Here is a 14,495-nt window from a genome sequence, read left to right as displayed (position 1 = left end):
CCGCAATGTGGTCAATTCTCGCCCTTGGTGCAGTTGAGAAACTGATTCATCATGTTATTGATTTGGATGCGATTACTCGCATCCAGCTCAACCAACTACACGGCAAAATGTTGCGTGTGGTGCTCGATTCGCCACAGCTTTCTGTAGATGTCTTTTTTGATGACAACAAAGTTCGTTTAGAACCTACTGCAACAGGTCACAGCGAGCAGCCTTCTATTTTTGAGCATGAGAAGCGCTCTAGCTTCGCAAGGTTTGATCAAGCGCAAAATATCAGCCCCGCAACGACCACTTTGCATGTTAAAAATGTGGTGCAATTGCTCAAACTGTTGCTATCCGATGAAGTGGGCAATATTCCCCTACAAGGTGACTATCATCTTTTACAAGATATTCAGCGCATTATGCAGCAGGCTGAACTAGACTTGGCCGCACATTTAAGCCCTTGGATTGGTCCTGCTTTGGCTCATGAAGTTGGCAAAATTCAGCTTGCACCCAAGCATTTAAAACGCAGTCTACACAGCCATTTGTTCTTTGCTGAAGATGCCCTAAAAGAAGACAGTGGTCTATTTGCCCCACGCTGGCAAATGGATGACTTACAACAAGACACGCGCATTTTTCAACAAAATTTAGACCGCGCCGAAGCCAAAATTCAACAGCTACAAGCGCAGCTTGATGCACAGCCAGATACCGCTTCTGACACCTTAAACTCCACTCAACCCTAGGGAATAAGTCTTTATGATTCCGCACGTTTCACGTTTACTCGAACTTTGGCGCATTGCCGCGCACTATAGACTCGACACGTTGTTTCCTGCGGAAGAACTACCAGAAAAGGCACGTCATGCGCTCAGTTTTATTCGCATGCACCCTGCGGCTTGGTCAAGTAAAGAACGTAAAAACCCGCTGAAGCTCAAAGAAGCTTTAGAAGAAATGGGACCATTGGCAATTAAACTTGGGCAATTGCTGTCTACGCGTCGTGACCTGATTCCGCCTGAAGTTTTACAGCAATTGGTATTGCTACAAGACCGTGTCAAACCGTTCGGTTCTGACATGGCACAAATGCGAATTCAGCAATCCCTTAAGGCAGACATCAACACCCTGTTTGCCCGTTTTGATGAGCAACCTTTAGCAGCAGCCTCTATTGCGCAAGTCCATACCGCTGCCTTGCATGATGGTCGTGAAGTCGTGGTTAAAGTCACCCGCCCCGATATTCGCCAGCAAATTCTACAAGATTTTGAAATTTTGGAATGGCTCGGCGCAGCACTGGAAAAACGTCTGGAAGCGGCACGTGCTCTACATTTATCTGAAATTATTCAGGACTATCGTCAAATTATTCTCAACGAACTGGATTTGACCTTAGAAGCGGATAACACCCGCCGCATGCGTCACTACTTTACAGGCTCAAGCATGATGTATGTGCCTGAAGTCTATATGGACAGTAAAGATGTAATGGTGGCAGAGCGCATTACAGGCGTGCCAATTTCCGACACAGCAACCTTTGATCGTTTGGGTATGGATCGTGCCGATTTGGCAGAAAAAGGCCTCACAATTTTCTTTACCCAAGTGTTCCGTGACAACTTTTTCCATGCCGATATGCACCCTGGCAACGTCTTCGTGGAAACCATCAATCCGAATAATCCGCGTTTTATTGCGCTAGATTGTGCGATTATGGGCGAGCTGTCCAAGCATGACCAAATGACCGTAGCGCGTATGTTGCTAGCAGTGATGAACAGCAACTTTATGCAGCTGATTCAAGTCGTACATCAAGCTGGCTGGATTCCACCAGGCACAGATCAAGATGCCCTCGCCCGCGAAATGCGTCGTACTGTCGGGCCAATGGTGTCTAAACCGATGCACGAATTGGACTTTGCAGGCATTCTGATTCAGGTCATGGATATTGCACGTCGTTTCCATTTGGAAATTCCACCGCAATTGATGCTACTCCTGAAAACATTGGTGCATGTTGAAGGCTTGGGCACAGACTTATATCCAGAACTGGATATCTGGAAACTGGCAAAACCAATTTTAACGGATTGGATTAAAGCCAATATGAATCCAGTCAAAAATGTCAAAGAAATTGGGCAGCAAATTCCCGACCTGTTACTGGGTGCGCAAGACTTACCAAGTTTAATGATTGACAGTTTAAATGGTTTAAAAAACCAATCGGCTTGGCATTCCAAACAATTGCATGAATTACAAAGCATGCGTCTACAAATGGAACATCAGCAAAAACGCAGCTGGATTTTTGGCAGCATTATGGCCATTTTCCTCTCCATTGCGATTATTGCACCGTGGTATGTCTCTATTGTTTTAATCGCGTTGGCAAGTTTCTTGGCGATTTGGCGTATAGCTAAATAAAGCCACATTGCTTGATAACAAACTGATTAGACGATAAAAAAATTAGAAAGCCTGTTTTAAAGCAGGCTTTTTTATCACGCTGATTTTCTCTAACTCATCCTAAAAACTACCGCATGACTCATCAGTCACCAAATGATGCCTCTCGCCATTGTTGCAAAAATCACCACGCCTACAATTAATGCACATTTGTAGCGTTATAGATCAAGCATGACTCAGCTTTTGCATAAACGTGCCCCTGCACTCAGTATTCGCGCAGGACATCTGGCACGCCAACTGATTGAACAAGAAGGCTTACATGCCCAACACGTCGATATTATTCCAGGTGCAGCAGGCGGCCCCAAAGGTATTGGCATTCAAGGCTTAGACCAAGCTATTTTTGGCGAGTTTTTTGCCCAAGCCCCAAAGCGTCGTACTGTGGTCGGTTCTTCAATTGGCAGTTGGCGCTTTGCCAGTATTTTGGCGTGGGGCGCAAAACAAGGCACTGAACGCCTGTCCGATTTATATACCAACTTGTATTTTCATAAAAAAATGTCGCGCCAAGAAGTCGCTGAGATTTGTCAAAATATGCTGTTTGAACTGATTCAGGGACAGCAACAACAACTGATTCAGCATCCTGACTATCACCTCACGGTCATTTCCGTCAAAGCTCAACATATTTTCCAAAGTGACCAAGCCTTGCCTTTGCTAGCATCTGTGGCTGGAATTATTGGTAGCAATGCCATTGCGCGCAAACATAACCGCTTATTTATGCAACGCGTCATCAGCCAACCTGCGCAAGGTCAGCAGTTTATGGTAGAGGATGATTTTGTCACCCATTACCAAGCCCTGAATGAGCAGAATGTCGCACCGTGGCTGCTCGCCTCAGCGTCTATTCCCGGGGTGATGTCTGCTATTCGTGACATTCCTGATGCGCCCGTGGGCAGTTATCGGGATGGTGGCTTAATTGACTACCATCTAGATTTACCTTACCAAAGTCAGGGCATTGTGCTGTACCCACACTTTACCGACAGCATTACCCCTGGCTGGTTTGATAAAATGTTGAAGCATCGTAAAGCCAATCCTGAAAATCAGGCCCGGACACTCTTGCTATCACCTTCGGCAGAATATTTAAGCAGCTTGCCTTTAGGCCGTTTGCCCGATCGTAAAGACTTCACCTTAAAAGGTTTAGATCAGGCACAGCGCATTCGCTTATGGAAACAATCGGTGGCAGAAAGTCAGCGTTTGGGCGATGAATTTCTGGAAATGGTGGAAAAACAAAACTTCCCTCAATTTATGCAAACGCTTTGACAGTACAAATCTGGCAAGATAATTTAGGTAAATTGTCTTGAATCACGTACACTATAGGGACGATGCAAAATCGTGCGCTCAGAAAATAGCGTCCATACAATTTAAATTAATTTTGGTGAACAACTCATGAATAACTTGCAATGGCTCGATGAAGTAAAATTTAACGAACAAGGATTAGTGCCTGCCATTGCACAGCATCATCAAACAGGACGTGTGTTGATGGTGGCGTGGATGAACCGTGAAGCCTTGGCACTGACTGCCGAAAAAAATCAGGCGGTGTATTTTTCACGTTCACGCAATAAATTGTGGCACAAGGGTGAAGAATCTGGACACTTTCAAACTGTGCACGAGATTCGTCTGGACTGCGATGCCGATGTGATTATCCTGCAAATTGAACAACATGGTGGAATTGCTTGCCACACAGGGCGTGAATCTTGTTTCTATCGCAAACTCACCGCCAATGGTTGGGAAATTGTAGATGCACAGCTGAAAGACCCGAATCAAATTTATGGTGAACAAGCCGCCAATGCTCACACCTTAGCCATGAGCCAATCAAAGGCACAAGCTGAACAGGTTGAAGTTTTGGCTTATTTAGGGCAAATGATGAGCGAGCGCAAAACCGCTAATCCTGACTCATCTTATGTAGCCAAGCTATACCATAAAGGCTTGAATAAAATTTTGGAAAAAGTCGGTGAAGAAACCGTGGAAGCAATTATTGCCGCCAAAGATTTCAACACCGAAGCCAATGCCAACAACAAAAATGACCTGATTTATGAAGTGGCCGATTTATGGTTCCACAGCATTGTCATGTTGGGTTATTTCGATATTGAACCGCAAGTGGTACTGAATGAATTGGCTCGTCGTCAAGGTTTATCAGGCTTGGTTGAAAAAGCCAACCGTAGCCATTAACGCGAAAAGCCAACCCTGATCTGTGTCTGTAATCACCAAGCCTCGCCCGACCTATGAGCAAGCCACTGCTATAGATAATGCACGTCTGGGCAAATCTTTTAAAGTGATTGCCTATGCAGGTACAGGTAAAACCACGACCTTACAAATGATCAGTGATGCCATGCCAGAACGGCGTGGCATGTACTTGGCATTTAACAAAGCCATTGCCGCAGAAGCACAAAGTAAATTTCATCGTCAGGTCGATTGTCGTACATTTCACTCGCTTGCATATCGCAGCGTTCCACGTGGAGTCACCGACAAATTACGCCTACCCCGTTTAAGTCCAAGTTTTATTGCCAAAGAGTATCGTTTAGAACCGATTACCCTTAGACGTATGATGGGCGGACGCTATGAAAAATATGTGTTGATGCCAAGTCGTTTAGCCAGTTTGGTGGCCAATGCCGTGAGTCATTTCTGCTCGACCAGTTCGCAATACCCTGCCCCACGACATTTACAAGCACCCAGTTGGTTGCATCCAGATGACATCGACACCTTACAAAAGCATCTTTATCCTGCGGTAGAACGACGCTGGTTGGAGTCAATTGACCCGAATCATCAGGCAGGCATTGGACACGATATTTATCTGAAACTTTGGGCCTTGTCTGAACCCAACATTCCTGCCGATTATGTGCTGTTTGACGAAGCTCAAGATGCCGACCCGCTCATGCTGGGCATTTTACTCAAGCAACGTAATACTCAAGTGATTTATGTGGGCGATGCGCATCAGCAAATCTATGCTTGGCGTGGTGCAATCAATGCCATGCAGCAATTACCTTTGCCTGAATCACGACTGACCACATCGTTCCGTTTTGGTGAAGAAATTGCCCTGACCGCCAATGCCATTTTAGGTGGGCTGAATGAAACCGTGCCACTCTTGGGCAATCCAGAATTACATTCCAAAGTGGTCAACAAACCGCATACCAAAATGCGTGATGCGATTTTATGCCGTACCAACGCCCGTGCCATGGAACTGCTACTGGCAGGTTTAGTGCATGGCGATAAAGTCAGTCTGCAAGCCGACCATGTGCGCTTAAACCGTTTTGTGGATGCTGCCGCGATGCTCAAACAAGGCAAACGTGTGACCGACGTTCCGGAACTGGCATGGTTTAACTCTTGGCATGATGTACATGAATATTGTGAAACCAACGATGGCAGCGACATTAAACCTTTGGTCAAACTGGTGGATGATCATGGTACTAATCCACTCAAACGGGCGTTGGCAAAAATCACCCCAATTGACCAAGCCGACTATATTATTTCGACAGCGCATAAAGCCAAAGGTTTAGAATGGAATCGGGTACATATTGAAGACGACTACCAATTTAAACTGAACGACAAAGAGCATAAAATTAGCGATGAAGAATTAAGATTACTGTATGTGGCATGCACACGTGCTAAAGTCAGTTTAAATATTCATCATATTTACGATTTGGTACAACAACTGAAAATAAAAATGCCGACATCGTTACGCAAAGCGGTGGGGTAATTGCAGCAGGTGCGCTATGAAAATTACATCGGTTCATTTCAGACACATCACCCATTTTGCAGACCTAAAACTCGAACTCAATTATCACGATCTTCCCATCACCCTTATTTTAGGAGACCAAAGTGCGGGGAAGACTTCGCTATTACGCTTTAGTTATCAGGCACTAACCTGGTTTGCCGCTCGCTATAAAGACTTACGCACTGCGGGTTTGGTGATGCAAGATCAAGATATTTTGTTCAACCGCTTGCAAGCTAAAATTGATGTTTGTGTGGAAATTCCAGCAGAAATAGGCAGTTTGGCAGAATCAAGCAACACGCAAATTGAAAGCACCCAACATTGTGACTGGCAATTATATAAAACCCTGAATAGTAGCGGCGTAGGAGTAAGCAAAGCAGAAACCGCCAAGCTTGAAAAAATGGTGCAGCTCTATCAACACGCCATTAAACATGACCCGATGCAAGGTCTACCGCTGATTGCCTACTACCCTGCAGAACGCTTCGTGAATGAAGTTAATTTACTCAATAAAAATAATCCGCTGATTTTACAACCTGGACATGCCTACGAAATTGCTGCGATTCCATTCACGACATTTACTCGTTTTTTTGAATGGTTGCGGGAAATTTCCGATATTGAAAATGCCCAAAGTGCGCAGCTTTTACACAAGCTATATCAGCAACAACAAAGCGAACTCGCACAAACCCTGAATCAGTCCTTATTGCATGCCTATACCCAAATGCATGCACCGAGTTTACAAGCACTGAAAGATGCCTTACAAATCGTGCTGCCTGAAATTGAAGACTTATATCTACAACATCTGCCTAAATTACAACTCATGGTGCGCTGTCAGGGCAAAGATATGCTGTATCAGCAATTGTCGAACAGTCAGCGCAACTGGATTGCTCTGGTAGGCGATATTGTACGTCGCCTCTGTTTGCTAAACCCAAACAGTTTGTATCCGTGTCGCGAGGGAGATGGTATTTTGTTGATTGACCAGATTGATCATCAGCTCGATCAACAACAGGCCGCACAAATACTGACCCGTTTACATCAAGCTTTTCCGCGCTTACAAATTATTGCCACAGGCAACCGCAGCGAACTTTTGGAACAAGCGGAACGCTTTCAATGTTTAAAACTGGAACATCAACAGCTGCATCCCATCGCATGGCAAAGTTTACAACCGCAGTTTGCAGAAATTTATGCTGATGTGCTAGAAACCACTCACACGACAGAAGACGTCAGCCTACAAGAACAAAACCCAACACAATTAGGCACGGCTGAAATTTTGCAGCAGATTCAAAACCATTTAACTGCCGAACAAAAACAGGAATTGCTGCAACGCTTACAGCAATTGGATAGTGAGCCAACACCTGATCAATTGCCTGAATCTTAATTGCCGAAGTCTTTCAAGGCATACTTGGGCAAAAAGCAAGGAAATACTTTATCCCGCATATAACAGACGGTATATAATGACTTTGCTGTATGCAAAAAAAATTGATGTTGTTTTATTCATGTAATAAAATCAGATTAATTTTGAACTTTTATAGTAAAATCCGATTTTGCTGTAGTTTTTAAAGTTGCGCAATACAACTTTTTTTATACCTTGAATAGTGTCTATTGACCTTTCAAACACGGTGAATGCTGTAAAAATGCAGCAGATGCAGATCAACTTCATCCATAGTTCAACTAGGTTGTAGATTGACGCATCTAAATATTTTTAACACAGCTTTAACCAAACCAAGCACAACCTTATTCGCTGCATCGTCAGCGAAAGATCAGCATATTTTTTGCTGCTTGAGCCGCCTAGCCATGTAAAATTATTTTTGCATGATCTTGTTTTGAGTTTAAGTTGCGACAATACGCTCATCAAAACAATAGACTACGTGTTTACTGACACGACTGATTGGCTTTCAAGATTGAATCTTTTGGATGGTGTGTTGCTGTCCTGTAATCCTTGGAAGATAAGATTCATCCTTTAGGTTTTCAACCTATTCACGACAATGGATATGAGTGTGCTACCGATTATTATATTGTTACCGTTAGTACTGGGCACAACCCTTGTCTCGTGGCTGAAACAATTTTCACGCGGGGTAACGGCTTTAGGGGCGATTGGCGTCAGTCTGAGCAGTCTTATTCTGCTCCTGACTCAAGCAAAAGCAGTCTTTAATGGCGAAACGATCATTCAAACATGGTCTTGGCTGCCACAGTTGGGGATTGATTTAAGCTTTCGTCTAGATGCGCTTGGTTTATTATTCTCCTTGCTGATCACGGGGATCGGCACACTCATTTTTATTTATGCCTATTATTATTTAAGTCCACAAAACTCGCTCAGTAAACTCTATGTTCTCCTCATGCTGTTTATGGCTGCCATGTTGGGAATTTCGCTCTCCAATAACCTGATTTTGTTGCTGACTTTTTGGGAACTGACCAGTATTTCCTCTTTCTTATTGGTGGGTTATTGGAGCAATTACGAGGCAGCACAACGCGGCTCACGTATGGCACTGACCATTACAGGCATGGGCGGACTCGCCATGCTCGGTGGTTTTGTGTTATTGGCGCAAATCACAGGCACCTATCAAATTGACCAAATCTTAATGATGACTGAACAAATTCAAAGTCATCATTTATTTGTACCAACTTTATTGCTGATTTTATTGGGTGCATTTACCAAAAGTGCGCAATTTCCGTTTCACTTCTGGCTACCCAATGCCATGGCTGCACCCACGCCTGTTTCTGCCTATCTACATTCGGCAACGATGGTCAAAGCAGGGATTTTCTTGCTGGCGCGCTTATTGCCAATTTTTGCAGGCGCAGCGTTATATCACAACCTAGTCACCTTTATTGGTCTATTTACCCTGTGTATGGCAGCATTCTTTGCCATTTTCAAAGAAGATTTAAAAGGCTTATTGGCGTATTCCACCATCAGTCATTTAGGTCTGATCATGTGCTTACTCGGCATTGGTTCACCGTTAGCAGTAGCTGCTGCAATTTTCCACATCATCAACCACGCCACCTTTAAAGCGGCCCTGTTTATGATTGCAGGAATTATCGACCACGAATCAGGCACACGTGATTTACGCAAACTTAGTGGCTTATGGCAACTATTACCCTTTACCGCCACCCTCACTATGATTACCGCGGCCTCTATGGCTGGCGTACCGTTGACCAACGGCTTTTTGTCCAAAGAAATGTTCTTCACTGAACTGGTAGCAAACTTATCTGGCCCTGTACTGTTGGTTTCTGCAATTGTTGCGACACTGGCGGGTATTTTTGCAATGGCCTATTCAATACGTTTGGTACACGGCGTTTTCTTTGATGGTCCAATTGGTAAAGATGTCCCAAACAAAGAAGCTCACGAACCTCCGTTTGGCATGCGTGCACCCGCAACTTTATTGGCTGTTTTATGTATTTTAGTCGGCTTGATGCCTGCCTTATTGGTCGAGCATATTGTCAATAGCACGACTCGTGCCAGTACCCAACTGTCGCAGTTTGAAGGCACACATCTGGCAATTTGGCATGGCTTTAATCTTCCCCTGCTGATGAGTGTTATTGCACTGCTTGGCGGGATCATTTTCTATTTCTCGCTCGCCAAAGGTGGAAAAATCCGTGAAATTGACCTCGACCCACATTTAGGTCAATTCCAAGGCAAACTGCTGTTTGAATTATTCTTAAAACATTTGCTACAAGTTTCACGCAAAATCAAACGTAAAACCGAAAATGGTTCACTGCAAAGCTATTTGGTGTGGATCATTGCTTTTACGGTATTCATGGTCGCGCTACCATTATTCAATCAGGGATTAACAACTGGCACACGTGAACTCACACATGCGCCTATGATTGCCATTGTTTTATGGTTATTGCTGTTCTCTGCCTGCTGGATGATGCTGTGGTTCCACCATGAGCGCATCAAAGCTGTCTTAATCAGCGGTGCAGTTGGCTTGGTCGTCACCATGATGTTTGTCGGACTGTCTGCTCCCGACTTGGCACAAACTCAAATCACGGTTGATGTCGTCACCACTGTTTTATTGCTGATGAGTCTATCGCTGCTCCCACAATTGACCCCGTATGAATCTAGCCGTTCACGTCGTTGGCGAGATGCCTTCATTGCGATTGGTGGCGGCATTGGTATCGGCTGGATTGCGTGGCTGGTTATGACTCGCGACCACAATTCAATTTCATGGTTCTTTAATCAGCAATCCATTCCACTCGGTGGCGGAACCAACGTGGTCAACGTCATTTTGGTGGACTTCCGTGGTTTCGATACCTTTGGTGAAATTACCGTCTTGGGCATTGCTGCGATTGGTACGCTGTGTTTAATGGATGGTATGCGTGCGCACGGCACTATCATGACCCAAGGTTTAACCTATCGCTTTAATCCTTCACCGTTGATGCTGCGGATTACCGCCTCATGGATTTTACCTATCGCCCTTGTGGTCAGCCTGTATATTTTCTTGCGCGGTCATAACTTACCAGGCGGTGGCTTTATTGCGGGCTTAATTACCGCAATGGCGTTGATCATCCAATACATTGCGCTTGGTCAAGACCACACCGAACAAATGCTCAAAGCTAAATCTGGACGTTTATACGAAATCTGGATTGGCGTGGGTTTAAGTATTGCAGGTCTGACAGGACTTGCCGCATGGTTCTGGGGACGTCCATTCCTCACCAGCGCACATATTTATGTCAATCCTCCGATTATTGGTGAAATGCACCTCGCTTCGGCTGCCTTATTTGATGTAGGCGTGTATGTCACGGTGGTTGGTGCGGTAATGTTGATGATTTCTGTCTTGGGCGACTCACGTCACTCAGGCATGTCTGGCCCACTTCCAAAGGAGTAATGCAATGATTAGTATTGAGTTTTTAATTGCGTCTGCCATTGGAATGTTAGTCGCGACAGGAATCTATTTAATTTTACGTGCCCGTACCTTTCCTGTGGTTTTGGGCTTGGCGATGATTGGTTATGCCGTCAATATTTTCTTATTCAGCATGGGGCGTATTCAGCTCAATGCACCTGCAATTTTGACTGAAGCTTCAAAAGTCACCGACCCATTACCACAAGCCTTGGTATTAACCGCAATTGTGATTGGTTTTGCCACCACCGCATTTATTGTGCAATTGGCGCTGCGTAGCCGTTATGAAACAGGGACAGACCACGTCGATGCCAAAGAAGAACATCCACTGCTTGACCCACGTGAGGATGAGCCATAATGACTGATTTCCTCCAATTTTGGCTACAGCATTCACCTATTTTTAGCATCCTGATTCCAACCTTTACCGCATTTATTTTAGTGCTATTAGGCAATCCGGGCTTTGGTTCACTCTCACATGACTGGCGTCAGCCATGGCGTCGTGGCATTAGCTATCTTTCTGCCACACTCGGTTTAGTCACTGCAATTAGCTATTTAATTCAAGTCAGCAGTGGGCAAATTATTATTTATAATTTGAGCGAATGGGCCGCCCCGTTTGGCATTATTTTAGTGCTGGATCAATTGTCGGCTTTAATGCTAGTCCTGACGTATGCCCTAGCCTTGCCATTGCTGTGGTTCTCCAGCAAAAAATGGGATGAACGTGGTCGCTATTTCCACACCATGGTGCATTTCCTGCTCATGGGCCTCTGTGGTGCCTTCCTCACAGGTGACTTATTCAACCTGTTCGTTTTCTTTGAAGTGTTATTGCTAGCCTCTTATGTCCTGTTATTACACGGACAAGGTAAAGCACGTTTTCAGCTCGGGATTCACTACGTCACCATCAACCTGCTGGCATCTGCCCTATTCCTGATTGGTTTAGGCATGATTTACGGCAGTGTCGGCAGTTTAAACATGACCGATGTGGCACGTCTTATTCCGCTACTCGATGCTGATGCACATAAAATTGCGGTGGCAGGTGGCTTACTGCTATTTGTGGTATTTGGTATTAAAGCCGCCATGTTGCCTGTAGGTTTCTGGTTACCTAAAACCTATGCCGTGGCTACGACCCCTGTAGCAGCTTTGTTCACCATCATGACCAAAGTCGGTGTTTATGCGATTTTACGGGTCAACGGTACTGTATTTGATGATGCGCTCAGCCATAAAATTCTACAAAACTGGCTGCTGCCAATTGGTCTCATTACCTCTCTCTATGGGGTCATTGGCGCCATTGGTGCAGAACGTCTGCGCCGTTTTGTTGGTTTTATGGTGCTGTCTTCAATTGGCACCATTTTGATTGCCATTTCCATGATGAACACGGAGGCTTGGTCTGCCGCACTGTATTATTTGGTACACAGTACGCTCATTGCTGCTGCGTTCTATCTGCTCTGCGGTTGGATTACTTCACAACGTGGACAATTCAAAGATCATTTCACCATCGCACCACAAATGAAACAGCATAAAGTGGTTGCATTAACATACTTTATCATTGCTTTAATGATGGCAGGCTTACCACCGTTTAGCGGCTTTTTGGGTAAAGTCTTTATCTTACAAGCCACGGCCAATGTCCCTTATCAAGGCTGGATTATTGGCATCATTTTATTGGTCAGTTTGCTGAGTATTATTGCCTTTACTCGTGTTGGTTTTATTCTGTTCTGGCGTGCAACCAAACCTGAAGATGACATTCAAGCTGAAGCTTACCATGAGTATCAAGCACTGCCGGCTATTGCACCGCCACGTAATGACCGTGTGATTTACTTTTTATTGGCAGGCTTGATGCTGTATGTAGTATTTGCCAACCCAATTCAGCACTATATGGCCAATACAGCCCAGCAAATCCAGCATAATGCGGCCTATGAAGCGATTATTTTGAAAAAAGACCGTGCGGGTAATGTGATTAGCGTACAGCCTTATGACCCACTTTATTTACCTGAAACCAAATATGGCGGTGAAAGTCTGGATGCTAATGCACACTTAATTCCATACGTGATTCACCCGAACACTTTGGAAGGTGAACATATTTCTGACTATAAACAACGTCAGATTCAACAGCAAAATCGTCAGGAAGCACAGCAACCTAGCGATACTCAACTCAAACCTGCGGAGCCCTAAACATGCAAAAAACGAGACCAAAAACTTCGTTTTGGGATAACCTGCTGCCACACCCGTTTGTATCTGTCTTGGTGGCACTGAGTTGGCTGATGTTGGCGCATAGTGTTTCTGCAGGGAATCTGTTGATGGCACTGGTCTTGGCGCTCTTGATTCCCAAACTGATCCAGCCCTTTATTGCGCGTACACCAGACATCAACTGGACTGCAGCCATTCGCTTATTCTTCGTGGTGGTCTGGGATATTATGATTTGTAATATTCGTGTCGCAAAACTGGTACTTGGCCCAACAGACCGTATGCAGCCAAAATGGTTCCGTGTCCCTCTCGAAACACAACACGAACAGGTCAACAGTATTTTGGCGATGATCATTACCACCACACCAGGCACGGTTACAGCAGGTATTGACCAAGACCGTGGCGATATTTTGGTGCATGCTTTAAACACTGCAGATGAAAGTGTAGATATTCAAGACATCAAAAATCGTTATGAAAAACCGCTGATTGAAATTTTTGGTGCACAGTCAGGAGAAAAGCAATGATGATTCTGCCTTATGCACTTGGAATCTGCATGGTTGCGATTACGCTGTCCATGTTTATGTGCCTATATCGCCTGATTATTGGCCCTTCAATTGTAGACCGCCTGTTGGCCTTGGATACCTTGTTTTTAAATGCGACCTGCTTGGTGGTGGTTCTGGGTATCTATTGGACCAGTACCTCATTATTTGAAGGTGCGTTATTGGTGGCGATGCTAGGCTTTGTGTCTACTGCAGCACTGGCGCGTTACTTCACCAGTGGTCATGTGATTGATTAAGGAGAATGAACATGCAATTACTCATGGAAATTTTAGTGTCATTCTTTTTAATTATTGGCGCATTTTTCATGTTGGTGGGCGGCATTGGCATGGTTCGCCTACCCGACTTATTTATGCGACTGCATGCCCCTACAAAATCCAGCACTTTAGGACTAGGCAGTTTCTTAATTGCAGCCATTATTTATGCGGCATTTGAAGGACGATTTGGCTTTGCAGAAGTATTAATCACCCTATTTGCGTTTATTACCGCGCCTGTTTCTGCCAATTTAATGGCACAGGCAGCACTGCATTTACGTTTACGTTCGATGAGTGGCAATGTGCCTGAAACCTTAGACCGTCCATTACCGTGGCAACGCCAACGTCGTAATTTACGTCGTTATGAAAAAAAGTCCCATGATGATTTGGTCTAGAATATTAGTCAGGCATTAAAAAAAGCATCGTATCCGATATAACCTTGCTTACATTGCAAAAGCTGTAAGCGTCCGCTGAATCCCATACCTATTTTTTAATTCGATTTAGGTTTCCAGCAGTGCGGCAGCAATTCTTCAATTTGGGTCACTTTGTGTGTCGGTAACCTTTTCAGCACATCACTTAAATAGGC

At 44.6% G+C, this 14,495-nt stretch carries 13 protein-coding genes; 12 read left to right on the top strand and 1 reads right to left on the bottom strand.

Annotated features, from left to right (window positions below):
* Positions 1 to 5: 5 nt before the first annotated feature.
* From FTU70_RS10310 to FTU70_RS10255, 12 genes are all read left to right on the top strand, one after another.
* Complete coding sequence (locus FTU70_RS10310) at positions 6 to 719, top strand: SCP2 domain-containing protein (RefSeq protein ID WP_154321106.1); 714 nt, start codon at positions 6 to 8, stop codon at positions 717 to 719.
* A 13-nt stretch (positions 720 to 732) separates the two neighbouring features.
* Positions 733 to 2,352 (top strand): AarF/ABC1/UbiB kinase family protein, encoded by a 1,620-nt coding sequence (locus FTU70_RS10305; RefSeq protein WP_180060553.1) that lies wholly within the window; start codon positions 733 to 735, stop codon positions 2,350 to 2,352.
* 207 nt (positions 2,353 to 2,559) lie between these two features.
* Positions 2,560 to 3,639 carry a patatin-like phospholipase family protein gene (locus tag FTU70_RS10300; RefSeq protein WP_131261096.1) on the top strand — a complete coding sequence of 360 codons (1,080 nt, stop codon included), beginning with the start codon at positions 2,560 to 2,562 and terminating at the stop codon, positions 3,637 to 3,639.
* Between the two features lie 126 nt (positions 3,640 to 3,765).
* On the top strand, positions 3,766 to 4,548 hold the full coding sequence (gene hisIE, locus FTU70_RS10295; RefSeq protein WP_004975893.1) for a bifunctional phosphoribosyl-AMP cyclohydrolase/phosphoribosyl-ATP diphosphatase HisIE: 783 nt from the start codon (positions 3,766 to 3,768) through the stop codon (positions 4,546 to 4,548).
* Between the two features lie 22 nt (positions 4,549 to 4,570).
* Positions 4,571 to 6,073 carry a UvrD-helicase domain-containing protein gene (locus tag FTU70_RS10290; protein ID WP_004975892.1) on the top strand — a complete coding sequence of 501 codons (1,503 nt, stop codon included), beginning with the start codon at positions 4,571 to 4,573 and terminating at the stop codon, positions 6,071 to 6,073.
* Positions 6,074 to 6,089: 16 nt separating this feature from the next.
* Entirely contained in the window at positions 6,090 to 7,463 is a 1,374-nt protein-coding gene (locus FTU70_RS10285) for an AAA family ATPase (RefSeq protein ID WP_179997305.1), read from the top strand.
* A gap of 607 nt (positions 7,464 to 8,070) precedes the next feature.
* Complete coding sequence (locus FTU70_RS10280) at positions 8,071 to 10,908, top strand: monovalent cation/H+ antiporter subunit A (RefSeq protein ID WP_180060552.1); 2,838 nt, start codon at positions 8,071 to 8,073, stop codon at positions 10,906 to 10,908.
* A gap of 4 nt (positions 10,909 to 10,912) precedes the next feature.
* Positions 10,913 to 11,278, top strand: a complete 366-nt coding sequence (locus tag FTU70_RS10275; RefSeq protein WP_004975886.1) for a Na+/H+ antiporter subunit C — start codon at positions 10,913 to 10,915, stop codon at positions 11,276 to 11,278.
* Positions 11,278 to 13,086: a monovalent cation/H+ antiporter subunit D gene (locus FTU70_RS10270; RefSeq protein WP_180060551.1), complete on the top strand. Its 1,809-nt coding sequence runs from the start codon at positions 11,278 to 11,280 to the stop codon at positions 13,084 to 13,086. The genes FTU70_RS10275 and FTU70_RS10270 overlap by 1 nt, the downstream gene beginning before the upstream one ends.
* 2 nt (positions 13,087 to 13,088) lie before the next feature.
* Positions 13,089 to 13,622 carry a Na+/H+ antiporter subunit E gene (locus tag FTU70_RS10265; protein WP_004975882.1) on the top strand — a complete coding sequence of 178 codons (534 nt, stop codon included), beginning with the start codon at positions 13,089 to 13,091 and terminating at the stop codon, positions 13,620 to 13,622.
* Positions 13,619 to 13,894 carry a monovalent cation/H+ antiporter subunit F gene (locus FTU70_RS10260; RefSeq protein ID WP_004975880.1) on the top strand — a complete coding sequence of 92 codons (276 nt, stop codon included), beginning with the start codon at positions 13,619 to 13,621 and terminating at the stop codon, positions 13,892 to 13,894. Before FTU70_RS10265 ends, FTU70_RS10260 begins: the two co-directional genes overlap by 4 nt.
* Positions 13,895 to 13,905: 11 nt before the next feature.
* Complete coding sequence (locus FTU70_RS10255) at positions 13,906 to 14,304, top strand: Na+/H+ antiporter subunit G (protein WP_004975877.1); 399 nt, start codon at positions 13,906 to 13,908, stop codon at positions 14,302 to 14,304.
* Between the two features lie 95 nt (positions 14,305 to 14,399).
* Here FTU70_RS10255 and FTU70_RS10250 read toward each other — a convergent pair.
* A partial coding sequence (locus tag FTU70_RS10250; RefSeq protein ID WP_004785112.1) for a transposase domain-containing protein occupies positions 14,400 to 14,495 on the bottom strand: 96 nt, incomplete at its 5' end.

Source organism: Acinetobacter sp. YH12135 (genome assembly GCF_013418565.1).
GTDB lineage: Bacteria > Pseudomonadota > Gammaproteobacteria > Pseudomonadales > Moraxellaceae > Acinetobacter > Acinetobacter towneri.
Note: the sequence above shows the minus strand (reverse complement) of the source record. Positions and strands in the feature narration are given on the sequence as shown.